Origin of the sequence: Micromonospora sp. WMMD812, assembly GCF_027497215.1 — a bacterium.
Classification (GTDB): domain Bacteria; phylum Actinomycetota; class Actinomycetes; order Mycobacteriales; family Micromonosporaceae; genus Micromonospora.
On the sequence record NZ_CP114904.1, the window covers coordinates 4,088,536 to 4,114,479 of the forward strand.

The following is a 25,944-nucleotide window of genomic DNA, read 5'->3' on the forward strand; positions in this document are numbered from 1 at the left end:
ATGTAGGGAACGGGGTGTCGGCTCCGACCCCTCGGCGAGCCGCGCCACCGATCGGCGCGGCCAGGACGCGAGGAGCAGGTCGTGAAGTACATGCTGTTGATCTGGAACCGGCCCGGCTTCGTCGAGGAGCTGTCCGAGCAGGAACGGGTCACGCTCTTCGGCGAGGTCGACGAGATCATGAAGGAGTTGTCCGAGTCCGGCGAGCTGGTGGGTGGGCAGGCGCTGGCCGATCCGTCGCAGACGCGTACGGTCCGGCTGGCCGGCGGGCACCCGGAGGTGGTCGACGGGCCGTTCATGGAGAGCAAGGAGCAGTTCGCCGGGTACGTCGCGGTGGACTGCGACAGCCCGGAGCGGGCGGCCGAGATCGCCGCGCGCTGGCCGGACGTGCGCTACGGCGGCGTCATGGAGGTCCGCGCGATCATGCACGACGCGGGGACGGAGATGTGACGACCGGGGCGGGCGAGGTCGAGGAGCTGCTGCGCCCGCTGGCGCCGCAGGTCCTCGGCCTGCTCGTCCGACGGCACGGCCAGTTCGACCGGTGCGAGGACGCGGTCCAGGAGGCGCTGCTCGCGGCCGCCCTGCAGTGGCCGGAGCAGGGCGTGCCGGAGAACCCCCGCGCCTGGCTGCTCACCGTTGCCACCCGCCGGCTCGCCGACGAGTGGCGCAGCGAGTGCGCCCGCCGGGACCGCGAGGTCGCGGTGGCCGTCCGCGAGCCGGCGTACGCCCTGGTCGCTCCGCCGGCGGACGCGGAGTCGCCGGCCGGCGACGACACCCTGCGGCTGCTCTTCCTCTGCTGTCACCCGGCACTGCCCCGGTCCGCGCAGGTCGCGCTGACCCTGCGCGCGGTCGGCGGCCTCAGCACCGCGCAGATCGCCCGGGCGTACCTGGTGCCGGAGGCGACGATGAGTCAGCGCATCCGCCGGGCCAAGCAGCGGATCGAGGCGACCGGGGCGCGGTTCACCATGCCGTCGCCAGCCGAGCGCGACGACCGGCTGGGCGCGGTGCTCCAGGTGCTCTACCTGATCTTCAACGAGGGCTACACCGCGTCCAGCGGGCCCGACCTGCACCGGGCCGAGCCGACCGCCGAGGCGATCCGGCTCACCCGGATGCTGCACGGGCTGTTGCCCGACGACGGCGAGGTGGCCGGGCTGCTGGCGCTGATGCTGCTCACCGACGCGCACCGGGCCGCCCGCGTCGGGCCGGGCGGCGAGCTGGTGCCGCTCGCCGAACAGGACCGGGACCGGTGGGACCGGGCCGCGATCGCGGAGGGCGTCGCCCTGGTGACCGAGGCGCTGACCTGGTCGCCGCCCGGCCCCTACCAGCTGCAGGCGGCCATCGCGGCGGTGCACGCCGAGGCGCCGTCGGCCGCCGCGACCGACTGGCCGCAGATCGTGGCGCTCTACCGGCTACTCGCCCGGGTCACCCCGAACCCGATGGTCACTCTGAACCAGGCGGTCGCGGTGGCGATGGTGGACGGCCCGGGCGCCGGGCTGGCCCTGCTGACGCCGCTGGACGAGGACGACCGCACGGCGGGCCACCACCGCCTCGCCGCCGTCCGCGCCCACCTGCTGGAACTGGCGGGCGAGCCCGGTGCGGCGCGGGACGCGTACCTGGCCGCGGCGCGCGCCACCACCAGCATTCCCGAGCGGCGCTACCTGGAGCTGCGGGCCGCCCGGCTGTCCGACTGCTGACGCGGGACCGGGGCCTGGCGCGTCCGGCCGCGGTGGGCCCTGCCGCGGCGACCGCCCGGCGCGTCCGGCTGCGGCAGGCCCTGCCACGGCGACCGCCCGGCCGCGGTGGGCTCTGCCACGGCGACCGGACGGCGCACGGGGGGTCAGGCGGTCGGGTTCACCGCCGGGCACCGGGCGCCCCGGGCCGGCGCCACCACGTCGACGAGGTACCGGTCGACGGCCCGACCCACGCACGGGGTGGTCGTGTAGCTGCCGTGCCCCCAGCCCTCGTAGGTCAGCAGGACGCCGTGCCGGCCGAGCTGCCGCGCCACGTTGGTCGCCCAGTTGAAGCCGCTCGCCGGATCGTGCCGGGTGGCCGCCACGAGCAGCGGCACGTCGGTGCGGACCCGGAGGCGGTGCTGCGGGTTGGCGACCGGCGTCGGGGTGCCCAGGCAGGTCGAGATGGCGAGCACCGCCTGCGGATACCGCAGGTCGAGCGCGATCCGGGCGGCCCGGCGCAGGTGGGCGGCGTACTCCCGATGGTCGCGCACGGGCAGGGCCCAGTCCTGGCAGAAGACGGCCAGGGGGTTCGGGCTGACCGCGGTGTCCGCCGTGGTGCCCGGTGCCGGTGCCGATGCCGGTGCCGGTGCCGGTGCCGGTGCCGACGTCATGGTGAGGATGTCCGCCGCCAGGCCGGGCCAGTCCGGCCCGTACAGCGCCTTCTGAGCGAGCCGGCTGAGCAGGAACGGCGTCAGCCGTACGGCAGGACGATCGGGATCGGCCAGCTCGCCCTGTTCGGCCCGGGCCCACAGGCCGGCCCAGACGGCTCGGACGTCCCGCCCGTGCAGCGCACAGCGGGGCTCGGCCGCGCACCAGGCGACGAACTCGTCGAACGAGTCCTGGACCGTGGCGGCCTGGGTGTCCAGGAAGGACCGGGTGCCGAGGCTGTGGTCGACCGCGGCCTCCAGCACCATCGCGCGTACCCGGTGCGGGAACTGCTCCGCGTAGGTGAGACCGAGCAGCGTCCCGTAGGAACTGCCGTGGAAGGTCAACCGTCGCTCGCCCAGCGCGACCCGGACCGCCTCCAGGTCACGTGCCGCGCTCAGGGTGTCCACATGGTCGAAGAGCGGGCCAGTCCGCGCCCGGCAGTCGGCCCGCAACCGGGCGTTGCCGGCCAGCGTGGCAGCGAACTGCGCCTGGTCCTCGATGACCTGCGGCTGTGCGGCCAGCAGCGCGGTGGCGCAGACGACCGGGTGGCTCCGGCCGACGCCACGGGGGTCGAAGCTGACGATGTCGAACCGTCGGCGCAGGTCATCACTGAACCGGTGCATGCCGGTCACCACCCGGTCCACGCCACTGTCGCCCGGGCCACCGGGTCCGAACACCAGCGAGCCGACCCTTTCGGCGCGGTCCGTGGCGGTGCGGCGGGCCAGCGCCAGGTCGAACCGCTCGCCGTCCGGTCGGCTCCAGTCGACCGGGACGGAGAGCGTCCCGCATTCGGCGGTCCGGTCCTGGTCGCACGGGCGCCAGGTGATGGTCGGCTCCGATCCGGAACGGGCCGCCGCGGCCGGCGGACCACCCGCCCCGATCAGTGCGACCGCTGTCGCGACCGCCAGCGTCCAGCCGACGGATTTGCGTACGCGCAGCACGAGATGCTGTCCTCTCCTCGAAGGGGCATTGCGGTGAGAACTCGCCCGTGGGCGAGGTGATGCTGCTTTACACCCGGGCCGTCGAGTTGCCCCTCGGCGGCCCGGAACCTCCGGCGCCGGGCCAGGGCCTGTGTCATAGCCCCGGGCCGACCCGCGGCGGGCTCTAGTCGACGTCTCGCAGGACGCGTTCCAGCGCGGCCATCCGGTCCTCCATCCCACCGAGGCGGCCGTCCAACGCGGCGAGCAGACGCTCGTTGCTCTCCTGGGCCCGGACGGCACTCTCGGCGAGCCGGCGGTACTCCTCCTCGCGGATCCCGAGGACACGGGCCCGCCGGGTCTTCGCGAACTGCACCACGGTCACCGTGATCACGCTGATCAGCAGGGCGAAGATGCCGATCGCCCCGACCACCTCGGTCCAGTCGTGTTCGCTCATTCCGGTCACCGCTCGTCACCGTCCCGATCCTCGGCGGCCGGCGGGGTCAGCGTCCGGACCGCGTCCGCGATGACGTCCGGGGTGAGCCGGAGTGCGAACGGTTCCACCTCGTAGTACTTCATTGCCTTCCCGTCCTCCGACAACTCCAGATGGGCGGACACGAGACCGGCCGCCGTCAGCTTCCGCAGGTGGACCTGCAGCAGCGCACGGCTGATGCCGAGATCCCGCGCGAGCCGACTGACGTACGCCCGCTCCCGGGCCAGCGCGGCGATCACCCGCAGCCGGTGCGGGTTGGCGAGGGTGCCGAGCACCCGGACCAGGTCGTCTCCCGACAGCGCCGGATCGCCACTCATGACGCGCCCTTGCACATGCAAAAGAAAGTTAGCGGGTGTCGGTCCACGATGCACGGCCCGGACGAATCAATCAGGGTGAGTTCCGGGTTACCCCGCACAGGGAGGAGTGCGTGCGCTCCGGGCTCTGCCGGGCCGTTCCTGCGGGCCTGCCCTCGGACCGGCCGTCCTGTCCGCCGGGCCGTTCCTGCGGGCCCGCCCTCGGGCCGGCCGTCCTGTCCGCCGGGCCGTTCCTGCGGGCCCGCCCTCGGGCCGGCGGTCGGGTCAGGGGCGGCAGTCCCGCATCAGATCGGCGGGGATCCGGGTGAAGGTGTCGCTCAGCCACGCGGTCGGGCGAGCGGCCCGGGAACCGGCGTCGATCCGGTCGGCGACGCCCCGGACCAGAATCCCGATCCGCGGGTCCTCGGCGCGGCGGGCCTGCGCCCGCACGTGGTCGGCCAGCTCGGCGAGGTTCCGCCGGAGCTGGTCGGCGATCTGCTCGCCGGTCAGTTCACGCTCGGTCGCCGCGGCCGACTCCGTGGCGATCCTCCGACTGCTGGCGATGATGAGCCGGTCGACGGCCTGACAGACCGCGACCGTGTTGGCCGCGGTCACCGGCGACGGGCTGGCGGTGGACGGCGCCGTGGCGGGTGCGGCCACGGCGGTCGGCGTCGGTGCGCCGCCGAGCCCGTCGGTCTCCGCGCCGGGCGACTGGCAGCCGGCGAGCAGGGCCGCCAGCGCGACCGCGGCGACGGCCCACCGGCCGGTCACGATGGGCTGGGACATCGACCCCTCCCGTTCCAGGTCGGCCGTCCGGCTCGGACGGTCGGCGTGGGCGGCACGCGGACGGAGTCGAGCGGCGACACCTCGTCCTGGCCAACGATCCGGCGCCGACCCGAGACACGCGTACGCGCGCCGGGCCGGCGGTCACCGGCCCGACGCGCGTACGGTGCGGTCAGCTCTTGAAGGCGTCCTTGATCTTCTCGCCGGCCTGCTTGAGGTTGGCGGCGGCCTGGTCGTTGCGACCCTCGGCCTCCAGCCGCTCGTCGTCGGTGGCCCGGCCGGCCTGCTCCTTGACCTTGCCACCCGCGTCCTCGGCGGCGTTGTTGATCTTGTCCTCGATACCCATCACGCACCTCCAGTCCGAAGCATCGCTACAACCGGACAGGTACCCCACCCCCACCCACCCCAACCACCTCCCGACCGACCCGCGCCGGGTTGATCCTGAGGTCTACGGCAGATTCGGAGACCGAATTCGCCGTGAACCTCATGATCAACGCGGCGGTGTGATCAACGTTGCGGCGACGGGGTCGCCGGGCGGAAACGGCGGAGGCGGAGGCTGTTGGCGACCACGAACACCGAGGAGAGGGCCATCGTGGCGCCGGCGATCATCGGGTTGAGCAGCCCGGCGGCGGCCAGCGGCAGGGCCGCGACGTTGTAACCGAAGGCCCAGAACAGGTTGCCCCGGATGGTGTTCAGGGTGCGCCGGGCCAGCCGGATCGCGTCCACCGCGGCGGTCAGGTCACCCCGGACCAGGGTCAGGTCGGACGCCTCGATCGCCACGTCGGTGCCGGTCCCCATGGCCAGGCCCAGGTCGGCCCGGGCCAGCGCCGCCGCGTCGTTGACCCCGTCGCCGACCATGGCGACCGTCCGCCCCTCGGCCTGCAGCCGCGCGACGACGTCGACCTTGTCCGTCGGCAGCACCTCGGCGATCACCTCGGTGATGCCGACCTCGGCCGCCACCGCGCGGGCGACCGTGGCGTTGTCGCCGGTGAGCAGCACCGGACGCAGCCCGAGGTCGCGCAGCTGGGCCACCGCGGCGCGGCTGGTCGGCTTGACCAGGTCGGCGACCGCGAGGACGCCCCGCGCCCGCCCGTCCCAGCCGGCCAGCACCGCCGTCCGGCCCGCGGCCTCCGCGTCGGTCGCCGCCCGCTCCACCTCCAGGGGTACGTCGAGCCCTCGCTCGCGCAGCAGCCGGAGCCGGCCGACCAGCACCGCACGCCCCTCCACGGAGCCGGTCACGCCCAGCCCCTCGACGTTGGCGAAGCCGGTGACCGGCGGCAGCGCGCCGGCCTCGGCCGCACCGGCTGCCACCGCCCGGGCGATCGGGTGCTCGGAGGCGGCCTCCAGCGCCCCGGCCAGCCGGAGCAGCTCGTCGGCCTGGGTGCCGTTGGCGGGCAGCACGTCCACCAGGGTCATCCGCCCGGTGGTCACCGTGCCGGTCTTGTCCAGCACGACGGTGTCGACCTTCCGGGTGCTCTCCAGCACCTCAGGTCCCTTGATCAGGACGCCGAGCTGGGCACCCCGGCCGGTGCCGACCAGCAGCGCGGTCGGCGTGGCCAGCCCGAGCGCGCAGGGGCAGGCGATGATCAGCACGGCCACCGCGGCGGTGAACGCGGCGGTCGGCCCCGCCCCGGTGCCGAGCCACCAGCCGAGGGTGCCGACGGCCAGGGCGATGACGACCGGGACGAAGACTCCGGAGATCCGGTCGGCCAGCCGCTGCACGGCCGCCTTGCCGCTCTGGGCCTCCTCGACCAGGCGGGCCATCTGGGCCAGCTGGGTGTCGGCGCCGACCCGGGTCGCGGTGACCACCAGCCGGCCGCCCGCGTTCACCGTGGCGCCGACCACCGCGTCGCCCGGGCCGACCTCGACCGGAACGGACTCCCCGGTCAGCATGCTCGCGTCGACGGCCGACGTGCCCTCGTCGACCACGCCGTCGGTGGCGATCTTCTCCCCCGGCCGGACCACGAACCGGTCCCCGACGGCCAGCTGGTCGGCCGGGATCCGCGTCTCCACCCCGCCGCGCAGCACCGCGACGTCGCGGGCGCCGAGTTCGAGCAGGGCGCGCAGCGCGGCCCCGGCGGTCCGCTTCGAGCGGGCCTCGAAGTAGCGGCCGGCGAGGATGAACGCGGTCACCCCGGCCGCCGCCTCCAGGTAGATGTTCCCGGCGCCGTCGGAGCGGGTGATGTCGAACCGGAAGGCATGCGTCATCCCGGGCATCCCGGCGTCGCCCAGGAAGAGCGCCCAGAGCGACCACCCGAACGCGGCCAGCGTGCCCACCGAGACCAGGGTGTCCATGGTGGCGGCGCCGTGCCGCAAGTTGATCAATGCGGCCCGGTGGAACGGCAGGCCGCCCCACACCACGACCGGCGCGGCCAGGGTCAGCGACAGCCACTGCCAGTAGTCGAACTGCCAGGCCGGCACCATGGCCAGCACGATCACCGGCACGGTCAGCGCCACGGACGCCCAGAGCCGGGTACGCAGCCCGCGCAGCTCGTCGACCGGCTCGGCGGAGGCGGACGTACCGACCGAGGCGGGTGGGGGCGGCAGCGCCGCCGTGTAGCCGGTCTTCTCCACGGTCGCGATCAGGTCGTCCGTGGTGACGTCGTCGGCGTACCGGACGGTGGCCTTCTCGGTGGCGTAGTTGACCGTGGCGGTGACGCCCTCCATCCGGTTCAGCTTCTTCTCGATGCGGGCCGCACAGGAGGCGCAGGTCATACCGCCGATGGCGAGCTCGATCAGGTTCGGTGCCGTCGGCAGCGGCGTACTGCTGGTGGTGGTCATCACGGTTCCCGTTCAGTCGTGCCCGTGACCGGGCTCGCCGTGTTCGGCGTCGCCGGTCGGGGTGGGTGCGCTCGGGGCGGGCGCGGGGCTGCCCGGCGCGTCGGCCGGGCCGGCGGGAGCCGCCGCGGCGCCGGCCACGACGGTGAACTCCGCGGTGCGCACCTTCCCGCCGTGCTTGAAGTCGAGGTAGAGCCGGTAGGCGCCGACGGACGGCACCTCGGCGAAGAAGGTCACGGCCGGCCCGGGCGCGGTCCGCCCGTCGCCGGGCGTGCCGTCCGGGTGCACGTGCAGGTACGCCAGGTCGCCCTGGCGCAGGGCCACCAGGTGGCCGTACGCGCCGAGGTAGGGCTCCAGCTCGGTGACCGGAACACCGCCCCGGCTGACCGTCAGGGTCAGCTCCGCGGTGCGGCCGGGCTGCGGGCTGCCGGCCAGGGTGACCGTGTAGCCGTCGACCGTGGTGCTGGTCGCCGGCGGCGGCAGCGGCCGCTCGGTCAGCGGGCCGGGGACGGTGAGGTCGACACCGAGCGTCAGTGGCCCACCCCCGGTGGGGGTGAAGTCGGCGAACGCGCGCCACGCGCCGGGCCCGTCGAGTGGGGAGGCGACCCGCCAGGTGCCGTCCGTCCCCAGCTCGGGGTGCACGTGCCGGAAGCCGGAGAGGTCGCGGCGCGTCACGATCAGGTGCATCCGCTTGTCGTGTGCCACGTCGTACGCGGTCACCGGCCGGCCGTCCGGCCCGGTGATCTGGAAGGCGAACTCGCCGGCCGGTGCGGTGACCGGCGCGAGGGTGTAGCCGCGGTCGGAGACGAGCAGGCCGCCCGGCAGGTGCCCGGACCCGCTCTCCTCGCCGCCGGTCGCGCCGTGCCCGGCGCGGGTGGTGGTGTCGTGGCGGGATTCGGCGGCCGGGGAGACGGGGCCGGCCACCTGGCCGAGCCCGTACGCCGCGCCGAACACCGCCGCGAGGCCGAGCGCGAAGCCGCTCAGCTTCATCGTGGTGTTCATCCTGGCCCCTCGTTGTCAGGCGCCGGTCACGCGTCGACGAGGTCGTAGCCGGCCTCGTCGACCGCGGCGCGCACGGACGCGGTGTCCAGCGGGCTCTCGCTGCTGACGGTGACCTGGCCGCTGGCCAGGTCGACCCGGACGTCGTCGACGCCCGCGATCGCGCCGATCTCGGCGCTGACCGCGCTGACACAGTGCCCGCAGGTCATGCCCTGCACCTGGTACGTCGTGGTGACCATCGGACCCTCCCTTCCACCGCCTCAGCCTATACCCCCCAGGGGTAAAGCGAGGACGGACTCCGCCCTGTCGGTGTACCGGTACCCGGTGGGGGTATCCGCCACGAGGAGGACCATACCATACCCCCCAGGGGTAGGCTATCCTTGTCCGCATGACCACACCCACTCCGATCCGCGGATACACCGCCAGCAAGGACCAGCTGCTCGCGCGGCTGCGGCGCGTCGAGGGGCAGGTCCGCGGCGTCGAGAAGATGGTCGACGACGACCGCTACTGCATCGACGTGCTCACCCAGATCTCCGCCATCCAGGCCGCGCTCGACAAGGTCGCCCTCGGCCTGCTCGACGGGCACGCGCGGCACTGCATGCACGAGGGGGCGGCCGAGGGCCGCGCCGACGAGATGGCCAGCGAGATGATGGCCGCGGTCGGCCGCCTGATGAAGCGCGGCTGACCCTCAGCCGGGGTCGAGGCGTACCCGGCGCAGCAGTTGGGCGTTCAGCGCCACCACGATGGTGGACGCGGACATCAGCACCGCGGCGAGCGCCGGGCTCAGCGCGAGACCGGCCCAGGCCAGGACCCCGGCCGCCAGCGGGAGCGCGACGACGTTGTAGCCCGCCGCCCAGGCGAGGTTCTGGAGCATCTTCCGGTACGACGCGCGAGAGAGCCGGATCACCGCCGTGACGCCCCGCGGGTCCGACGAGGCGAGCACCACCCCGGCCGACTCGATCGCGACGTCGGTGCCGGCGCCGATCGCGATGCCGACGTCGGCCCGGGCCAGCGCCGGGGCGTCGTTCACCCCGTCGCCGACCATCGCCACGGTCAGCCCGCGCCGCTGCAACTCGGTCACCCTGCCGTCCTTGTCCGCCGGCAGCACCTCGGCGAAGACCTCGTCACCGGGGCCGAAGCCGAGGTCGGCGGCGACCGCCTCGGCGACCGGGCGGGCGTCGCCGGTGATCATGGCGATGGTCCGGACGCCCTGGGCCCGCAGCTCCGCGATCGCCTCCCGCGCCGCCGGGCGCACCTCGTCGGTCAACGCGAGCGCGCCGAGCACGGTGCGCGGCAGCCGGACCAGATACAGCACCGCCGCACCCCGAGCGGACCACCGGTCCACCGCCGGGACCAGCTCGTCGGGCAGCCGCACGCCCAGCTCCCGCACCAGCGCCGGCCCACCCACCGCGTACTCCGTGCCGTCGACGGTGGCCTGCACACCGCGGCCCGGCAGCGACCGGAAGCCCGTCGCCCGGGTGGCGCCGCCCCGCTCACCCGCCGCCGCCACGATGGCCCGGGCCAGCGGATGCTCGCTGTCGGACTCGACGCCGGCGGCCAGCCGCAGCAGTTCGTCACGGTCGACGCCGGACACCGCGGCCCGGTCGGTGACCGCGTGCTCGCCCCGTGTCAGAGTCCCGGTCTTGTCGAAGAGGACCGCGTCGACGGTCCGCATCCGCTCCAGCGCGAGCCGGTCCTTCACCAGGATCCCGGAGCGCGCGGCCAGCGCCGTGGAGAGCGCGATCACCAGCGGGATCGCCAGGCCGAGCGCGTGCGGGCAGGCGATCACCAGGACCGTCACGGCGCGGACCACCGCCTCGTCGACCCGGTGGAGCGCCGTCCAGACCAGCACCGTGACCAGGGCGGTGGCCGTGGCCAGGTAGAAGAGCGCGGCGGCGAACCGGTCGGCGAGCAGCTGCGCGCGGCCGCTGGACTGCTGCGCCTCGGCGACCATCCGCTGGATGCCGGCGAGCGTGGTCTGCTCGCCGACCGCCTCGACCCGCACCCGGAGCGCCGAGTCGGTGGCCACGGTGCCGGCCACCACCCGGTCCCCGACCGCCCGCGGCACCGGACGGGATTCGCCGGTGATCATCGACTCGTCCAGTTCGGCGGCACCGTCCACCACCCGGCCGTCCGCCGGCACCCGACCGCCCGGCCGGACCAGCACCACGTCCCCGACCCGCAGGTCGGCGACCGGGGCCGGCTCGACCCGCCCGTCCGCAGCCACCCGCTCGGCCTGGTCGGGCAGGAGCGCGGCGAGCGCGGCGAGCGCCCCCCGGGCCTGCCCGATGGCCCGCATCTCCTGCCAGTGGCCGAGCAGCATGATGGTGACCAGCGCGGCGAGCTCCCACCAGAAGTCGAGGTCGAAGGCGCCCAGGCTGGTGGCGAGCGACGCCACGTACGCGACGGTGATCGCCATGGCGACCAGCAGCATCATGCCCGGCGCCCGGTCCCGCACCTCGCGCACGGCGCCGACCAGGAACGGCCACCCGCCCCACCAGAACACCACCGAACCCAGCACCGGGCCCACCCAGGACCGGCCGGGAAACGCCAGCTCATAGCCGAACCACTCCATCACCAGGTGGCTGGTGACCACGACCGGCGCGGTGAGCACCAGGCAGAGCCAGAACCGCCGCCGGAACATCTCCGGGTCGTGCCCGGCGTGCTTGTCGTGCCCGCCCCGGCCGCCGTGCCCGCCTCGACCGCCGTGCCCACCCTGACCGCCGTGCCCGCCTGCAGCGGCGCCGTGCGCACCCGCGCCGCCGGCGTGGGCGCCCCGGCCGCCGTGCCCGGGATGGCCGGCGGGCGGCGGTGTGCCGTGATCCGGCGAGGACTGCGACGGGTGCGCGGACATGACTCCACCATGCCCGTCCGGTCGGCCCGCGGGGTTCCTTCCCCGCCACCCGCACCGCCGACACCGGCCGCGCGAACCGGCGTCGGGGGGCGAGCCTGGTTAGCATTCCGACGATGGCTCTCCGGATTCCGTACCGCCCGGCCCGCTCCGGCCCCCCGGCCCGCTCCCGCCGCCGGGCGCCGACCGCCGCCCGCGGCCGGTCCGGCCCGAGCGCCCCGCTCACGGTACGCAGCCGTTCTGCCACCCTCGGCCGTGGTGGGGCGTCCGCTCCGGCGATCGTCCGGCGTCGCTGAACCGATCGTCCCGCCGGCACGTACCCCGCCTCGGATTCGTTGGGAGACTCGCATTGGGCGCCGACCACACCCGTCCCGCTCCGTCCACCCCGCCGCGGGTGCGACGGATCCTCGTCGCGACGGTGGTCCCGCTCGTCCTCGCCACCGTGGTCGCCGCCCTGGTGCTCTGGCCGTGGAACGCGCCGGAGCCGGACGCCGGCGCCGACGTGCCGAGGTACCACGGCACGGTCACCCGGGTGGTCACCGAGCCCTGCCCGCCCGCTCCGGAGAGCCCGGAGGGCACGCCGCAGACCGGATCGGGCCCGTGCGGCACGGTCGGCGTACGGGTCGACAGCGGCCCGCGGACGGGTCAGCAGGTGGAGACCCCGATCCCGGACGGGCCCGGGGCGCCGACCGTCGAGGTCGGCGACGAGATCATCCTGGTCGAGCTGACCGACCCGGCCGACCCCACGTCGAGCAGCTGGAACATCGCCGAGCACCAGCGCGGCAAGCCGCTGATCTGGCTGGCCGTGGTCTTCGCCGCCGCCATCGTCGCGTTCGGCCGGTGGCGGGGCCTGGCCGCGCTCGCCGGCCTGGCCGCGAGCTTCGCCATCCTGCTCACCTTCGTGCTGCCCGGGATCAGCGCGGGCCGCTCGCCCCTGCTGGTCGCGGTGGTCGGCGCCGCGCTGATCATGTTCGTGGTGCTCTACCTGACGCACGGGGTGAATGCGCAGACGTCGGTGGCCGTCCTGGGCACCCTGGGCAGCCTGGTGCTCACCGGAGCCCTCGGCACCGTGGCCACCGCCGCCACCCACCTCACCGGCTTCGGCAGCGAGGACGCCACCACGCTGTCGATGTTCCAGGCCGACGTGGACCTGCACGGTCTGCTGCTGGCGGGCATCATCATCGGTTCGCTCGGCGTGCTCGACGACGTCACCGTCACCCAGGCGGCCACGGTCACCGAGCTGGCCCACGCGAACCCGGGGTTGTCCCGGCTCCAGCTCTACCGCGCGGCGACCCGGGTCGGCCGGGCGCACATCGCCTCGACGGTGAACACCATCGTGCTGGCGTACGCCGGCGCCTCCCTGCCGTTGCTGCTCCTGCTGACCGCCGACTCGCGGGGGGTGAGCCAGATCCTCACCAGCGAGTTCCTGGCCCAGGAGATCGTCCGCAGCGCGGTCGCCACGCTCGGTCTGATCGCCGCCGTCCCGCTGACCACCGGGCTGGCCGCGCTGGTGACCACGGCCGGTCGTGGCGACGCGGCCGAGGACGCCGAGGCGGCGGCGCCGCCCACCCCACCGGCCGCCCGGCCGGCACCGGACCGGGCCGAGGCGCTGGAGGCACTCAGCGCCGGCCGGGCCGGCCCGACACGGAATCCGGAACCATCCCCCGCCGCCCACCCGGGGTGGCCCGACCCGGACAGGAGCACGGACAGCGCATGGTGACACTCCGCAGCGTGATCGCGCGGGCAGGGCGGACTGACGACCGCGTCACTGATCACCCAGCGCAATGGCGAAATGACGCTTTTAGTCGGCATCCGGACGTAGATCCCCAGGAGGACTCTCGGGTAACCTCGCTGCCGGTCACCGACGAAGGCGCGCAGCGGCGCCTGCGGTGCCGCCGCCCAATCGCCACCTGGCGAGCCGGGAACCCAGGTACGTGGGGTGAATCCGCGACAGCGGTAGGGGCCACTTCCGCCCCGAACCCGTCAGCTAACCCGGTCGGCGGTCGACGGAAGGGAACACTGTGACGGCACCCCTACGCCGCTGGTTGACACCTGTGGTGGCCGTGTTCGCCGCGCTCACCGTGCTCGCCGGGCCCCTACCGGCGTCCGCGGCGCCGAACCCGACGACGCCCTCCGGGCACGAGGAGGACGCCGAGCCCAAGCTGCTCACCGATGTGATCGAGCTGACCAACCGCAACTACACGGCGGCGAAGGCCAAGCTCGAGAAGTCCAAGAAGCGCCAGCTGGAGCTGGCCCTCGAGGTGGAGCGGGCCCAGGCCGAGTTGGACGCGCTGGCTCCGCAGGTCTCCGAGATCGCGGCCCAGTCGTACCGGACCGGGCGGATCGGCGCGATGGCGATGCTGCTGGAGAGCAGGTCGCCCGACTCGTTCGTCGAGCGGGCGAACGGCCTCGACGAGCTGAACCTGGTCAACTCGCAGAAGCTGGCCGAGGTCAACGCGGTCAAGAACCGCGCCGAGCTGGCCAAGCTGGCGATCGACACCGAGGTCCGCGAGCAGCAGAAGCAGGCCGCCATCATGGCCAAGCAGAAGCGCGACGCGGACAAGGCGCTGGCCCTGGTCGGCGGCAAGGGCTTCACCGGCGGCCTGGTGTCCGCCACGTCCCCGGTCGCCCGGGTCGGCCCCGGCCGGAGCGCCGACGGCGACTGGAAGCCGGAATCCTGCAGCGAGGACGACCCGACCACGTCGGGGTGCGTCACGCCGCGCACGCTGCACGCGTACAAGGAGGTCAAGCGGGCCGGCTTCAACCGGTTCGTCGGCTGCTACCGCTCCGGTGGCCCCTGGGAGCACCCGAAGGGCCGGGCCTGCGACTGGTCGCTGCAGAAGAGCGGCTTCGCACCGTGGCACAACAACGACACCCGGATGTACGGCAACAACCTCGCCGCGTTCCTGATCCGCAACGCCGACCGGCTCGGCATCTACTACGTGATCTGGAACCGGCAGATCTGGTTCCCGGCAACCGGCTGGAAGTCCTACAGCGGGCCCTCCAACCACACGGACCACGTACACATGTCGCTGCTGTAGCGACCCGCCGGACCCGGAAGAGGGCCGCTCCGCGTAGGCGGGGCGGCCCTCTTCGCGTACGTCCGGAGCGCTCAGACCGCCGGGGCCGCCGTCGGGCCGGGCTGCGGCGGCAGGCCGGACATCATGCCCGGCGGCACCGCGGCGACCTCGTGCACCTCGCCCGCGGCGAGCCGGTACGACATGCCGACCACCGCACAGCGCCCGGCGGCCACCTCGGCGGCCAGCAGCGCGGAGTTGTCGAGCAGGGCCTCGACGGTCTGGGCGATGTGGAGGTCGACGATCCCGTTGATGTCGTCCACCCCCTGGGCGGCGGCCCGGCGGAGGCTGGGCACAACGGCGTCCACCACCGCGCCGAGGTGACCCGGCGGCGGAGCGCCGGTGGCGACCGCGTCCCGGGCCGCCTGCACCGCTCCGCACGAGTCGTGACCGAGCACCACCACCAGCGGAGCGCGCAGCACGGTGACCGCGTACTCGACGCTGCCCAGCACCTCGGGGCCGGTGGTGTGCCCGGCGGTGCGGACCACGAAGAGGTCCCCGAGGCCACGGTCGAAGATGATCTCGGCGGCGAGCCGCGAGTCGGCGCAGCCGACGATCACGGCGAACGGGTGCTGCCCGTCGGCGACGGCAGCCCGGCGGCCGGCGTCCTGGTTCGGGTGGCGGGGGGCGCCGGTCACGAAGCGCTGGTTGCCCGCGCGCAGCTCGGCGAGCGCCTGCTCCGGACCGGGGACCAGCCCCGCCTCCCCCTCCGACTGACCAGGGGTGCGCTGCGCGCCCGGGTGTGCTCCGGACGATCCGGGTCCACTCATCCCCGCACCTCGACTCCCCACGTGATCGGCCTGGTCAACCCGGCCGCAGGCTGCGATCCACGGTCACACCCGGCGCAAGATACGTCAAGGGATACGTGATTTGCATTTCAGGTGTTGGCGGGATGGCGGAACCGGACCGGCCGCCCCGGCCCGCCGCGGGATCGACGAACGGCGGAAACCGCCGCGGGGTCATACCATGTCCGCCATGGCGACAACCGCGAGCGGGTACGGGAGCACCCGGAACTGGACGTTCCTCACCAATCATGGCCACGTGCTGCTCGCCATCGCCCGAAACCCCACCGCCCGGCTCCGCGACGTCGCCGACGAGGTGGGCGTGACCGAGCGCGCCGCCCAGGCGATCGTCGCCGACCTGGAGGCCGGCGGCTACCTGGTCCGCACCCGGGTGGGTCGCCGCAACGAGTACACCCTCAACCCGGCCGGCCGGTTCCGCCACCCGGCGGAGGCGGACCGGGAGGTCGGCGCCCTGCTCGCCCTCTTCGCCGAGAACGCGACACCCGACCGGCGCTGATCCCGGCCACGACGCACGCCGAGCCACCCTCGTCGCCGCTCGACGGATGCTTCGTCTTCGCATGCCGGGCTCTCCCTCGCCGCACGTCGGGCTCCCCTCGCCGCGCGACGGAGGCATCCGTCGTGGCACGCCAGGCTTCCGTCGCCGCTCACGGATGCCTCGGTGCACCGCACGACGCATGCGCCGCCGCACGCCGGACTCCCGGCGCCGCACGACGAGGGCTCCCGTCGCCCTATGACGGGCGCGACGGCGGTAGTCTCAGCGCGTGCGCGAGAGCAGGCGACCGGACGGTGGAAGGGTGGTCCGCCGTGCCGGGCGGGGCGCGCGGGCGGTCCTCTGTGGAGCGTTCACCGTCCTTCTCGGAACCGCCGTCGTGCCCCCGTCGCCGGCCGCCGCCGCGCCGACCTGCGGCCCGCCCGGCGACCCAGCCCCCTCCGCCGCCCCGTGGGCGCTACGCCGGCTGGACCCCTCCTCGGCCTGGCGGATCTCCCGTGGCGCCGGCGTGACCGTGGCCGTCATCGACTCCGGCGTCTCGGCCACCCACCCGCTGCTGGCGGGCCAGGTCGGCGAGGGCGCCGACTTCAACGATCTTCCCGCCAACCAGGGCCGCTGCGACCTCGCGGGGCACGGCACGATCATTGCTGGGATCATCGCCGGCAAGGAGGGCACGGGAGCCCCGTTCACGGGCATCGCCCCGCAGGCCCGGATCCTGCCGATCCGAGTGCTCCCCGACAACCAGACCAGACGGGACGAGGGACTGCCCGGGGAGATCGCGGAGGCGATCCGCTGGGCGGTCGACCACGGCGCCGACGTGATCAACCTGTCCCTGGTGACCCTGCCGAGGCCGGAGCTCGCCGACGCGGTGGATTACGCGCTGCGCAAGCGCGTCGTCCTGGTGGCCGCGGCCGGCAACCGCCAGGAGCAGCAGCAGGACCAGCCGGCGTACCCGGCCCGGTACCCGGGTGTGATCGCGGTCGCCGGGGTGGACGAGCAGGGCGCGCACGTCGACAGCTCGGTCAGCGGCGACTATGTCGACATCGCCGCGCCCGGGCTGAACATCGTGGGGCCGGCGCCGGGCGGGTCCGGCTACCTCGCCGTGGCGCAGGGCGGCACCAGCTTCGCCACCGCGTACGTCTCCGGAGTGGCCGCGCTGGTGCGCGCCGCGCATCCGGACCTCAGTCCGCAGCAGGTGACGGACCGGTTGACCCAGACGGCGGACAACCCGCCGGAGGGCCACAACGCCGAGATCGGCTACGGGGTGGTGAACCCGTACCGGGCGGTGACGGCGGTGCTCGGCACCCGGACCGACCCGCCACCGGGGGCGATGGCCGCCCCGGCCCCGCCGCAGGACGACCTCGATTGGCAGCGGAGCGTGGCGATCTGGGTGGCCGTCGTCGGCGCGCTGCTCGCCGCGGTGCTGCTGGCGGTCAAGCCGATCCTGGTCCGGGGCCGGCGGCGGGGTTGGCGTCCCGGACGCCGCTCGTCCGGAGTGGACACCCCCGTCACCGGCTGAGCGGCGGCGGCGCGCCGCCGGCCAACCGGACCGGCCGGCGGACGGCTGCCGCCGGCAGCCGCCTGCCGCGGCCGCTGCCGCTGCCGTTCACCCTCGCACGAACGGCAGAGCGCCGCCCGACCCGCCAGGGGTCGAACGGCGCCCAGTGAGCCGATCAGCCGATCAGCCGATCAGCCGATCAGCGCAGGATGCCGGGAGCGCCGTCGCCGTCCGCGCCCCACACGTCCTCGTCCTCCTCGAGCCAGGTGTTGCGGGCGCTCTCCTCCTCGCCGTAGCCGGCGCCGCCCGGGCCCATGCCGGCGACGCCGGCGCCCCGGGCGCCCACGCCCCGGGCGCCGCCCACCCCACCCTTGCCGCCGGCACCGCGACCGGCGGCGCCGCCACCGGCCATGCCGCCCATCGCGGGCATCATCCCGCCGGCCCCGAGCTTGCCCGCGCCGAGCCGGCCACCGCCCCGACCTCCGCCGCGACCGGCGCCGGCCGCACCACCGCCCATCATCGGCGGCATGCCGGGGCTGACCGCACGGCCCAGGCCGCCGCCACCCGGAATCATCCCGGCCCCGGCGCCGCCGCCACCGCCGCCGCCCAGACCCGTGCCACCGCCGAGCCCGGTGCCGCCGCCGCCCAGACCGGTGCCGAGGCCCGGCGCGGTGGCGGTGCCGCTGCCGGCCCCGGCCAGGCCGGTGCCGTAGTCGTCGGGCATCCCGCCGCCGCCGACGCCACCCGGGAGGCCACCAGCACCGGTGCCGGGGTAGTCGTTGGAGAGATCCGGATGGGTGCCGGAGCCGATGCCCGGGTTGCCGGTCTCGGGAAGTCCGCCCGGCTTCACCGTCGGCGTGTCGCCGATGCCGCCGGTCTTCGGCATCCCGCCCACGTCACCTACCGAGCCGACGCCCTTCCCGCCGCCCCCGGTGTCGAGGTTGGGCACGTCGGTGTTGTACGTCTCCGCCGTCTTCGGCATGACGTTGCCCGGCGTCTCCATGACCCGGTCGCGGTACTCGCCGTTGAGCGTGTCGTAGACGCGACGCGCGTCCTCCTCTTGGTCCGAGAACCAGCCGCTCACCCAGTCGGCGAGCTTGCCCGCCTGCTCGGCCGGCCAGCTGCCCATGAGGTCGGCCGTGACCTTGGTCTCGAACATGCCGATGCCGAGGGTCAGCTCACCGTTGCGGGCCGCCAGCACGTCGCCGACGCAGGCCGCCGGAACCGGCATGCTGTTCTGCGCCGTCTCCAGGTTCTTGGCCGCCGTCTCCAACGTGGTCACGATGCTGACCTTGCCGCGGCCCGGGTTGTTGATGTCGTCCTGGAGATTCCCGGCCTGCTTGGCCAGGCCCTCGATGTGCGTCTTGAACGCCTCGTACGCCGGGCCCTTCCAGACCACGCCGAGGTCCTTGGCGTTCTTCTCGAGGCTCTCCTTGACCTCGCCGATGTTCTTGATCAGCTCTTTCCAGCCCAGCGCGGCGCTCGCGATGTAGTCCGGCCGGCCCGCCACCAGCACCTCGCGGGCCATCTCCTCCCAGCTCTTCCCGCCCATGTCCCCGTCCCCCCGCTCTAGTGGTCGCCGCTCGCGGCCTTGGTGAACGCCTGCTGCATCTCCTGTGCCGTCATGGCGTTGGCGCCCTCGGCGTCCTCGTAGTTCCGCTTGACGGTGCGCAGGGCGTCCGCCGCGTTGTAGAGGCTGTCCGAGAGGTTGCGCAGCCCGGTCTCGGTGCCGGCGTACAGCTCGGTGTGCCGCTGGGCCAGCTGGGTCGCGTACTGGAAGCCGCCCAACGGACCCTCGCCCGCCGCGGCCTGGTCGCCGCCGAGCTTGTCCTTGATCTCGACCATGTCGTAGGAGAGCCGGTAGAGGTAGCTGGCGTGCGCCTCGAGCCAGGTGATGGCCGAGTCCAGGTTGCCCGCGTCCCACTCGGTCCGTACGCCCTGCTCGCCCGAGCCGGCCACCAGCCCACTGGGCGTCTCGGCCTGGTCCACCCCGGTCCGGTCCCAGCTCATTCCCCGGATGTCGCCCGCGAACGGAAGCGTCGGGTTGATCGGCATGGGGATCGGGGTCCTGACCTCGACCCGGTCGTTCTCGTCGCTCATTGCTGTCCTCCCCTGGCGCGGCTGAACGGTCTGGTCACTGACGCGGCTGCGGATCGGTCGGCGGTGCCGCCGGCGCACCGTGCGGCGGCGCGGGCGGCACGACGCCCGGCGGCGCGGGCTGCTGCGGCGCCCCGTACGGCGGAGCGGCGACCGGCGGGCCGGCCGGTGTCGACGGGTACGGATGCGGCCCGGGCGGCGGCCCGAACCCGCCGGGCGGCGGTGGTCCGAAGCCGGCGGGCGGTGGCGGGTACGGCTGGTGTGCCTGGTGCGGCCCCGGTGGCCGGTAGGAACCCGGTGCGGGATACGCGCCCGGCGGCGGGTAGGTGACCGGCGGTGGCCCGGCCGACGCGCGGCGGCGGGCCCGGCGGTTGACCAGCACGAGGGTCACGATGATCGCCACCGCGACGAGCACGGCCAGCAGGCAGAGCACGATCTGCAGCCCGGCGTTGTCCGCGAGCCCGAACGACACCGCCGGCCCGTCGTCGCCGTCCTCCTCGGCGCCGCCGGCCGGCGCGCCCGCGCTGGGCGAGCCGGCGACGGGCGCGGCCAGCGGGTTCGCCTTGACCGCCGGCACGGAACGGGACAGCGCGGCGAGCACGTCGACGGAGCCGAAGCCGTACTCGGGGTCCCGCCCGGCCGGGCCGCGGTCCCGGGCGGTGCGGATCAGGCGGTTGACGACGTTGGCGGCGTCGAGGTCCGGATAGCGGGCGCGGACCAGTGCGGCGACGCCGGAGACGACGGCTGTGGCGTTGCTGGTGCCGTCGGAGACGAGGTAGCCGTTCGGAGAGGCGCCGGGCGGAGCGGGCGCGATGAGGCGCTCGCCGGGCGCGGAGAGGGCCATCTCGGGGCCGGTCACGGTCTCGCCCCAGAGGCCACCGGAGCGGGTGGCGGCACCCACCGCGATCACGCCGGGAATGCTGGCCGGCTCGGGGATCTGCCGGTAGCCGCTGTCCCGGTTGCCCGTCGCGGCGACGACCACCACGTCCTTGCTCAGCGCGTAGCGGACCGCGTCGGCGGTCTCCTGGTCCGGGCCCTGCCCGCCGAACGACAGGTTGAGCACGTCGGCGCCCGCGTCGACGGCCCAACGGATGGCCGCGGGCGCCTCTCGGTAGCCGGCCTCCTCGGGGCCCAGGCCGAGCGGAAGGATCTTCGCCTCGGGTGCGATGCCGAGCGCGTGCATGGCGCCGCCGCCCCGGCCGGCGATGATGCCGGCCATCGCGGTGCCGTGCCCGCCCTTCACGTCCGGATCCGTCCGCCCGTCGGCGGCCACCCCCGGCCCGAGGCCCCGGCCCCGCAGCACCTGCCCCTTCAGATCGGGATGAGCCGCGTGGACGCCGCTGTCGACGACCGCCACGACGACCCCGCGCCCCTTCGACAGCCGGTGGGCCTCGGAGATCTTGAGAGTGTCGAGGTGCCACTGGAGTTCGCGTACCGTGTCGGCCTGGGCCGGCGCCGGCGCCACCAGCGGGCCGACGCCGACCGCGGCGAGCAGCGTGAGCACGGCGCAGACCGACCGGGTGACCGGTCGGAGACGCTTCCGGGCAGGCATGACTTTCCCCCAGGGCCGGTGTGGACTCGTAACGCACCACGGCTCCGGCCCGGTCGAACCGGACCGGAGCCGCGCGGGCGATCTGGTCAGCTGCTCCAGACCTTGGAGTTGCTCATCTCGGTGCTGACGTAGTTCTCGCGGGCGATGCCGACCGCGCCACCGATGTCGTTCAGGATCTTGTTGATGTCCCGGACGGCGGTGTCCCACTGGGCCTGGTGCTGCTCGTAGGCGACCCGGTCCTCGCCCTCCCACTGGAGCTTGGACAGCATCTGGCGGAGCGTGTCCAGCTTCTCGTCGATCGTCCGCGAGATGGCCAGCATCTGCTGGTTGCTGCTCTCGAGGACCGCGTAGTCAACCTTGATCGTCACGACTTCCTCCTCTGCTCCTGGCTGCGGATCACGGGTTGAGGGCAGAGTGGAACTTGTCCAGCATCTGCTGCTGCTCTTCGTCGTTGACCTGGTGCGTCGTCCCCGACTTGTCGAGCAGATCGGCGATGTTGTCCATCGCCGTCAGCAACTTCGCGGTGTCCTCGTTCCAGCGCGTCATGAGCGACTGGAAGCCGGTGGACGCCTGACCCTTCCAGGCGATGGCCAGATCGTCGACCACGTTCCACAGCTTCTTCAGCTCGCCGTCGACCTCGCTGCGCGTGGACCGCACGTCACTCGCGGCGGTATGCAGAGTCGCAGCTTCGACCTCGAACGCCATGCTTCACACCCTTCCGTCATATTGTGGCGGCGGTTCTGCCGCGCCCTCCCCCGCGGCAAGGCGAATCACCCCACCGACGGACACTCCTGTGAAGACCGTAGCTGACCGGGTCCAGCGCGCGCAGCCCTGGCCCGATGTCTTTCGATGCACCATTGTGGATCCGTCCGGGGCCTCTGGCCGGGCCCAGAGCCCTCGACCGGGGCCCGGTGACCCGCGCTACGTCGGTTCGGACCAGGCGGTCTGGATGAGTTGCTGGCCGTCGCGGCGGCGTACGAGCGTGCCGCGGCCGGGCGGCTGCGGGCTCGGCCGCAGGTTGCCGAAGACCGCGCCCTCCTCCCGGTTGCCGGACATCAGCAGGCCCGGAGAGTCCAGCTCGCGCAGGCGTTGCAGAACCGGCTCGTAGAGAGCGCGGGCCACGCCGCCCACCCGCCGGGTGATGATCAGGTGCAGCCCGATGTCACGGGCCTGCGGCAGCAGCTCGTGCAGGGCGCTCAGCGGGTTGCTGCCGCCCGAGGCCACCAGGTCGTAGTCGTCGACCAGGATGTAGAGGTCCGGCCCCTTCCACCAGCTGCGGTCGCGCAGCTGGGCGGTGGTGACGTCCGGGCCGGGCAGCCGGTTCGAGAGAGCGCTGCGGATCGACCCCAGCCCCTGCGCGAACACCTGGTTGGACGGCGCGTAGTCGAGCAGGTGGTCGCCCTCCACCGCGCCGAGCAGCCCGCGCCGGTAGTCCGCGATCACCAGCCGGGCCTGGGCCGGGGTGTAGCGCTCGGTGATGCCCCGGGCGATCAGCCGGAGCAGGTTGGTCTTGCCGCACTCGGCGTCGCCGAAGACGGTCAGGTGCGGCTCGTTCGCCAGGTCGAGGTAGACCGGCGCCAGCGCCGACTCGTTGACCCCGATCGGCAGGCCGGGCGCCGACCGGTCGATGATCCGGGCGAGCTCGTGCACCGGCAGCCGGCGCGGCAGCAGCCGCACCTTCGGCGCCGGGCGGGCCGGCCAGTTCTCCGCCACGTGCCGGGCCAGCGCCATCGACGCCTCGCTGAGGTCCTCGATGGTGCGCCGCCCGTCGATACGCGAGACGGCGGCGAGGAACTGCAGCTTGTCGCGGGTCAGACCACGACCGGGCGAGCCGACCGGGACGTTCTGCGCGGCCCGCCGGTCGATCTCCGACTCGGCCGCGTCGCCGAGCCGCAGCTCCAGCTTGGTGCCGAGCAGGTCCCGCATGTTGATCCGGATCTCCGCCCACCGTACGGCCGTGATGACCACGTGCACGCCGAAACCCAGCCCCCGGTTGGCCAGGTTCGTGATGGTCTGCTCCAGCTCCTCGTACTCCTGGCGCAGGGTGTTCCAGCCGTCCACCACCAGGAAGACGTCGCCGAACGGGTCGTCGGCGAACTCGCCCGCGGCCCGCCGGCGGCGGTAGCTCGCCACCGAGTCGATGCCGTGCTGGGCGAAGCGCGCCTCCCGGTCGTCGATGATGGCCACCACCTCGGCGACCGTCCGGCGGACCGCCTCGGTGTCCCGGCGGCCGGCGACCCCGGACATGTGCGGCAGCCCCTCCAGGCTGCGCAGCGCGCCACCGCCGAAGTCGAGGCAGAAGAACTGCACCTCGCGCGGGGTGTGGGTGAGCGCGAGCGAGGCGAGCAGCGACCGCAGCATCGTGCTCTTGCCGCTCAGTGAGGCGCCGACGATGACCACGTTGCCGCCCGCGCCGGCCAGGTCCACCATCATCGGGTCGCGCCGCTGCTCGTACGGGCGGTCCACGACACCGACCGGCACGGCGAGCCGGCCCCGGCCGGGCCAGTTCGCGGTGCACAGACCGAACGTCGGATGCACGGCCAACTGCGGCAGCAGCTCGCCCAGGCCGGGCGGGTCGGCCAGCGGCGGCAACCAGACCTGGTGCGCCGGGCGGCCCTGGCCCTTGAGCCGGTCGATGAGCACGTCTAGCATCGCCACGGCCTTGCCGTCGGCGGGCTGCTCGGGCTCCGGCGCGGTCTCCACCGGCAGCTGCGGCGCCTGCATCGGCACGAAGTTCACCCCGTACGGCACGATCCTTCGCTGCACCAGTGCCTGCGACCGGGAGACCTGCTGCCCGGGCGCACGGTACGGCCCGGAGACGTACGCGGCCCGGAACCGGAGCATGGTGCTGGTGTCCGTCTTCAGGTAGCCGTGACCGGGCGCGCTCGGCAGCTCGTACGCGTCCGGCACGCCGAGCACGATCCGGCTCTCCACCGCGGAGAACGTGCGCAGACCGATCCGGTACGACAGGTGGGTGTCCAGGCCGCGCAGCTTGCCCTCCTCCAGCCGCTGGCTGGCCAGCAGCAGGTGCACGCCGAGCGACCGGCCCAGCCGGCCGATCATCACGAAGAGGTCGATGAAGTCGGGCTTCGCGGCGAGCAGCTCGCTGAACTCGTCGCAGATGATGAGCAGGCTGGGCATCGGCTCCAGCGGCTCACCGGCCGCCCGGGCCTTCTCGTACTCGTACCGGGAGACGTAGTTGCCGGCCGCGCGCAGGACCTCCTGGCGGCGGTTCATCTCCCCGGCGAGCGCGTCCCGCATGCGGTCGACCAGCGGCAGCTCGTCGGCCAGGTTGGTGATCACCGCGCTGGTGTGCGGCAGCGCCTCGAGCGACGCGAACGTCGCACCACCCTTGAAGTCGACCAGGACGAAGTTGAGCTCCTCCGAGGAGTGGGTGACCGCCAGCGCGGCGACCACCGTGCGGAGCAGCTCGCTCTTGCCGGATCCGGTCGCGCCGATGACCAGGCCGTGCGGGCCCATGCCCTCGTGCGCGGACTCCTTGAAGTCCAGCTCGACCACGTTGCCGTCCGGGCCGACGCCGAGCGGGATGCGCAGCCGGTCCCGGTGGCTGCGCGGCCGCCAGGTGTGCTGCACGCTCACCGCGGCGGCGTCGCCCACCCCGAGCAGATCGGGCAGCTCCATGCTGCGGGCCAGCGGCTCCTCGGTGGTGGCCTGCTGCTGGGAGAGCCGGTAGGGGGCGATCTGGCGGGCCAGGCCCTCCGCGGCCGACGCGCCGAGCCGGTCGGGCCGGCCCAGCCGGGACGACGACGCACCCCGCACCAGCTCGAGTGAGCTGCCGTCGCCCGCGTCCAGGCAGAGCAGCCAACGGCCGGCGTCGCGGGGGACGGTGCCGGAGAGGTCCATGACCGTGGCGCCGAGCAGACCCGGCCCCATCAGCTGGCAGGTCGGCGAGACCTCGCCGCCGTCGAGCACCACCACGACGTGCGGTGCGGTGGTCAGCGGCTTCGCCTCGGGAGCGAAGCGGGGCCGGCCGGCCAGGTCGTCGGCGAGCGACTCCTCGGCCTCGGCCAGGCTGGCGAAGACCAGCCGGCGCGCGCCGGCCGCGTCGGTCCGACCGTAGTGGTGGGAGTGCGGCAGCCACTTGACCCAGTCCCAGGTGTGCTGCCGGTCGGGCGCGGCGACCACCGCGATCACCATGTCGTCCGGGGCGTGGAAGGTGGCCAACTGGCCGAGGGCGGCCCGGGCGAGGTCGAGCACCGGCTCCCGGTCGCCCCGCAGCACGACCCGGCTGAACGCCCGCACCGACAGCGCCGTCGGCAGGTCGGGCACTGTGGAGTGTGCGCGGACGAACCGGCGCAGCGCGATGGCGCTCATCGGTTCGAGGTCCTCCACCGGCTTGGTCTCCGGCGGCACGATCTCCACCGCCAGCCGCTGCGGCCCGAGGGCGATCCGGGTCTCGCCGAAGTCGTCCTCGGTGATCCTCCGCTCCCAGAGCCGTCGCGACGCCGCGATCGACCAGAGCGCGTCCGGCTCGGGGTGCCGCCAGGCCATCGCCGCGCGCTGCTGCTCGGCCGCGCGCCGGGTGCGCTTGCGCATCTGGGCCAGGTAGCGCATGTAGTCGCGGCGGTCGGCGTTCAGCTCCGCCTTGTCGTTGCCGCCGTTGCTCAGCGAGCCGATCGCCATCCCGAGCATCGAGACGCCGAAGAGGCCGCCGGCGACGTAGGTCATCATGCCGCCGCCGCGCCCGGCGTAGAGGAACGCCATCGCGCCGACGCCGCACACCATCGGCAGGATCATCAACAGCTGCCCCATGCCGCGGGGCGTCGGCTCCGGCAGCTCCGGCGGGGACTCCAGCAGCACTTCGCCGCGCGGCAACGCTGGTCCCGGCTGACGCGGGAGCCGGCGGAACACCACCGTGCTCACGGCTGTCTCCTCCCCAGAAGCGGCCTTGATGAAGTTCTGCGACGGATCGGA

General features: G+C 74.1%; 23 protein-coding genes and 1 riboswitch. Of the genes, 7 read left to right on the forward strand and 16 right to left on the reverse strand.

All coding sequences use genetic code 11. From position 1 onward, the window contains the following. Window positions 1-90: 90 nt before the first annotated feature. Together O7603_RS18795 and O7603_RS18800 are read left to right on the forward strand one after the other, a co-directional pair. Window positions 91-447 (forward strand): YciI family protein, encoded by a 357-nt coding sequence (locus O7603_RS18795; RefSeq protein WP_281576731.1) that lies wholly within the window; start codon window positions 91-93, stop codon window positions 445-447. After that, window positions 444-1,691 (forward strand): DUF6596 domain-containing protein, encoded by a 1,248-nt coding sequence (locus O7603_RS18800; protein WP_281571113.1) that lies wholly within the window; start codon window positions 444-446, stop codon window positions 1,689-1,691. The genes O7603_RS18795 and O7603_RS18800 overlap by 4 nt, the downstream gene beginning before the upstream one ends. A 143-nt stretch (window positions 1,692-1,834) precedes the next feature. Here O7603_RS18800 and O7603_RS18805 read toward each other — a convergent pair whose 3' ends face one another. The 8 genes from O7603_RS18805 to O7603_RS18840 all read right to left on the reverse strand — a co-directional run bounded on the left by O7603_RS18805 (window position 1,835) and on the right by O7603_RS18840 (window position 8,880). Continuing rightward, entirely contained in the window at window positions 1,835-3,319 is a 1,485-nt protein-coding gene (locus tag O7603_RS18805; protein ID WP_281571114.1) for an alpha/beta hydrolase, read from the reverse strand. Window positions 3,320-3,482: 163 nt separating this feature from the next. Further along, window positions 3,483-3,752, reverse strand: a complete 270-nt coding sequence (locus tag O7603_RS18810; protein ID WP_281571115.1) for a hypothetical protein — start codon at window positions 3,750-3,752, stop codon at window positions 3,483-3,485. 5 nt (window positions 3,753-3,757) lie between these two features. Beyond that, window positions 3,758-4,105, reverse strand: a complete 348-nt coding sequence (locus O7603_RS18815) for a helix-turn-helix domain-containing protein (protein WP_281571116.1) — start codon at window positions 4,103-4,105, stop codon at window positions 3,758-3,760. A 261-nt stretch (window positions 4,106-4,366) separates the two neighbouring features. Further along, window positions 4,367-4,867, reverse strand: coding sequence for a hypothetical protein (locus O7603_RS18820; RefSeq protein WP_281571117.1), 501 nt, complete (start codon window positions 4,865-4,867; stop codon window positions 4,367-4,369). A 169-nt stretch (window positions 4,868-5,036) separates the two neighbouring features. Next, entirely contained in the window at window positions 5,037-5,210 is a 174-nt protein-coding gene (locus O7603_RS18825) for a CsbD family protein (protein WP_281571118.1), read from the reverse strand. Window positions 5,211-5,371: 161 nt separating this feature from the next. Beyond that, the gene (locus O7603_RS18830; protein ID WP_281571119.1) at window positions 5,372-7,645 is read right to left on the reverse strand and encodes a heavy metal translocating P-type ATPase; all 2,274 of its coding nucleotides are present in this window, start codon (window positions 7,643-7,645) and stop codon (window positions 5,372-5,374) included. 12 nt (window positions 7,646-7,657) lie between these two features. Continuing rightward, window positions 7,658-8,644 carry a hypothetical protein gene (locus O7603_RS18835; RefSeq protein WP_281571120.1) on the reverse strand — a complete coding sequence of 329 codons (987 nt, stop codon included), beginning with the start codon at window positions 8,642-8,644 and terminating at the stop codon, window positions 7,658-7,660. A gap of 26 nt (window positions 8,645-8,670) precedes the next feature. Next, on the reverse strand, window positions 8,671-8,880 hold the full coding sequence (locus O7603_RS18840) for a cation transporter (protein ID WP_281571121.1): 210 nt from the start codon (window positions 8,878-8,880) through the stop codon (window positions 8,671-8,673). 149 nt (window positions 8,881-9,029) lie between these two features. Here O7603_RS18840 and O7603_RS18845 point away from each other — a divergent pair, with 149 nt between their 5' ends. Then, the gene (locus tag O7603_RS18845; protein WP_281571122.1) at window positions 9,030-9,326 is read left to right on the forward strand and encodes a metal-sensitive transcriptional regulator; all 297 of its coding nucleotides are present in this window, start codon (window positions 9,030-9,032) and stop codon (window positions 9,324-9,326) included. A gap of 3 nt (window positions 9,327-9,329) precedes the next feature. On the opposite strand, the gene O7603_RS18850 is transcribed toward O7603_RS18845, so the two are convergent. Beyond that, the gene (locus O7603_RS18850; protein WP_348651081.1) at window positions 9,330-11,285 is read right to left on the reverse strand and encodes a heavy metal translocating P-type ATPase; all 1,956 of its coding nucleotides are present in this window, start codon (window positions 11,283-11,285) and stop codon (window positions 9,330-9,332) included. A 556-nt stretch (window positions 11,286-11,841) separates the two neighbouring features. On the opposite strand from O7603_RS18850, the gene O7603_RS18855 reads away from it, so the two are divergent. Both O7603_RS18855 and O7603_RS18860 read left to right on the forward strand, forming a co-directional pair. Next, window positions 11,842-13,212: a YibE/F family protein gene (locus O7603_RS18855; protein ID WP_281571124.1), complete on the forward strand. Its 1,371-nt coding sequence runs from the start codon at window positions 11,842-11,844 to the stop codon at window positions 13,210-13,212. Window positions 13,213-13,378: 166 nt separating this feature from the next. After that, window positions 13,379-13,509, forward strand: a riboswitch (cyclic di-AMP (ydaO/yuaA leader). A 4-nt stretch (window positions 13,510-13,513) separates the two neighbouring features. Further along, a complete protein-coding gene (locus O7603_RS18860; RefSeq protein ID WP_281571125.1) occupies window positions 13,514-14,533 on the forward strand; it encodes a hypothetical protein in 1,020 nt (339 codons plus the stop codon). Between the two features lie 71 nt (window positions 14,534-14,604). Here the strand turns inward: O7603_RS18860 and O7603_RS18865 are convergent, their stop codons facing one another. Continuing rightward, window positions 14,605-15,339 (reverse strand): carbonic anhydrase, encoded by a 735-nt coding sequence (locus O7603_RS18865; RefSeq protein WP_281571126.1) that lies wholly within the window; start codon window positions 15,337-15,339, stop codon window positions 14,605-14,607. A 196-nt stretch (window positions 15,340-15,535) separates the two neighbouring features. Between O7603_RS18865 and O7603_RS18870 the strand changes: the two genes are divergently transcribed. Further along, window positions 15,536-15,868: a helix-turn-helix domain-containing protein gene (locus O7603_RS18870; RefSeq protein WP_281571127.1), complete on the forward strand. Its 333-nt coding sequence runs from the start codon at window positions 15,536-15,538 to the stop codon at window positions 15,866-15,868. A gap of 373 nt (window positions 15,869-16,241) precedes the next feature. Then, window positions 16,242-17,381 (forward strand): type VII secretion-associated serine protease mycosin, encoded by a 1,140-nt coding sequence (gene mycP, locus O7603_RS18875; protein ID WP_281571128.1) that lies wholly within the window; start codon window positions 16,242-16,244, stop codon window positions 17,379-17,381. A 178-nt stretch (window positions 17,382-17,559) separates the two neighbouring features. Here the strand turns inward: mycP and O7603_RS18880 are convergent, their stop codons facing one another. The 6 genes from O7603_RS18880 to eccCa form a co-directional block, all read right to left on the reverse strand. Further along, a complete protein-coding gene (locus tag O7603_RS18880; protein WP_281571129.1) occupies window positions 17,560-18,912 on the reverse strand; it encodes a hypothetical protein in 1,353 nt (450 codons plus the stop codon). A gap of 17 nt (window positions 18,913-18,929) precedes the next feature. Then, the gene (locus O7603_RS18885; RefSeq protein ID WP_281571130.1) at window positions 18,930-19,460 is read right to left on the reverse strand and encodes a hypothetical protein; all 531 of its coding nucleotides are present in this window, start codon (window positions 19,458-19,460) and stop codon (window positions 18,930-18,932) included. Between the two features lie 34 nt (window positions 19,461-19,494). Then, entirely contained in the window at window positions 19,495-21,009 is a 1,515-nt protein-coding gene (locus tag O7603_RS18890) for a S8 family serine peptidase (RefSeq protein WP_281571131.1), read from the reverse strand. An 86-nt stretch (window positions 21,010-21,095) separates the two neighbouring features. Beyond that, window positions 21,096-21,377: a WXG100 family type VII secretion target gene (locus tag O7603_RS18895; protein ID WP_091592955.1), complete on the reverse strand. Its 282-nt coding sequence runs from the start codon at window positions 21,375-21,377 to the stop codon at window positions 21,096-21,098. Between the two features lie 28 nt (window positions 21,378-21,405). Continuing rightward, window positions 21,406-21,714: a WXG100 family type VII secretion target gene (locus O7603_RS18900; protein WP_281571132.1), complete on the reverse strand. Its 309-nt coding sequence runs from the start codon at window positions 21,712-21,714 to the stop codon at window positions 21,406-21,408. A gap of 216 nt (window positions 21,715-21,930) precedes the next feature. Then, a complete protein-coding gene (gene eccCa, locus O7603_RS18905; RefSeq protein ID WP_281571133.1) occupies window positions 21,931-25,893 on the reverse strand; it encodes a type VII secretion protein EccCa in 3,963 nt (1,320 codons plus the stop codon). Window positions 25,894-25,944 lie beyond the last annotated feature (51 nt).

Excerpts from the sequence above, each read along its gene's own strand:
- O7603_RS18850 (WP_348651081.1), bottom strand. The coding sequence starts at position 11,285 with ATGTTCCGGCGGCGGTTCTGGCTCTGCCTGGTGCTCACCGCGCCGGTC.
- O7603_RS18835 (WP_281571120.1), bottom strand. The coding sequence starts at position 8,644 with ATGAACACCACGATGAAGCTGAGCGGCTTCGCGCTCGGCCTCGCGGCG.
- O7603_RS18830 (WP_281571119.1), bottom strand. The coding sequence starts at position 7,645 with ATGACCACCACCAGCAGTACGCCGCTGCCGACGGCACCGAACCTGATC.
- O7603_RS18820 (WP_281571117.1), bottom strand. The coding sequence starts at position 4,867 with ATGTCCCAGCCCATCGTGACCGGCCGGTGGGCCGTCGCCGCGGTCGCG.
- O7603_RS18795 (WP_281576731.1), top strand. The coding sequence starts at position 91 with ATGCTGTTGATCTGGAACCGGCCCGGCTTCGTCGAGGAGCTGTCCGAG.
- O7603_RS18840 (WP_281571121.1), bottom strand. The coding sequence starts at position 8,880 with ATGGTCACCACGACGTACCAGGTGCAGGGCATGACCTGCGGGCACTGT.
- O7603_RS18870 (WP_281571127.1), top strand. The coding sequence starts at position 15,536 with ATGTCCGCCATGGCGACAACCGCGAGCGGGTACGGGAGCACCCGGAAC.
- O7603_RS18845 (WP_281571122.1), top strand. The coding sequence starts at position 9,030 with ATGACCACACCCACTCCGATCCGCGGATACACCGCCAGCAAGGACCAG.
- O7603_RS18900 (WP_281571132.1), bottom strand. The coding sequence starts at position 21,714 with ATGGCGTTCGAGGTCGAAGCTGCGACTCTGCATACCGCCGCGAGTGAC.
- O7603_RS18890 (WP_281571131.1), bottom strand. The coding sequence starts at position 21,009 with ATGCCTGCCCGGAAGCGTCTCCGACCGGTCACCCGGTCGGTCTGCGCC.
- O7603_RS18885 (WP_281571130.1), bottom strand. The coding sequence starts at position 19,460 with ATGAGCGACGAGAACGACCGGGTCGAGGTCAGGACCCCGATCCCCATG.
- O7603_RS18810 (WP_281571115.1), bottom strand. The coding sequence starts at position 3,752 with ATGAGCGAACACGACTGGACCGAGGTGGTCGGGGCGATCGGCATCTTC.
- O7603_RS18825 (WP_281571118.1), bottom strand. The coding sequence starts at position 5,210 with ATGGGTATCGAGGACAAGATCAACAACGCCGCCGAGGACGCGGGTGGC.
- O7603_RS18815 (WP_281571116.1), bottom strand. The coding sequence starts at position 4,105 with ATGAGTGGCGATCCGGCGCTGTCGGGAGACGACCTGGTCCGGGTGCTC.
- O7603_RS18865 (WP_281571126.1), bottom strand. The coding sequence starts at position 15,339 with ATGAGTGGACCCGGATCGTCCGGAGCACACCCGGGCGCGCAGCGCACC.
- O7603_RS18880 (WP_281571129.1), bottom strand. The coding sequence starts at position 18,912 with ATGGGCGGGAAGAGCTGGGAGGAGATGGCCCGCGAGGTGCTGGTGGCG.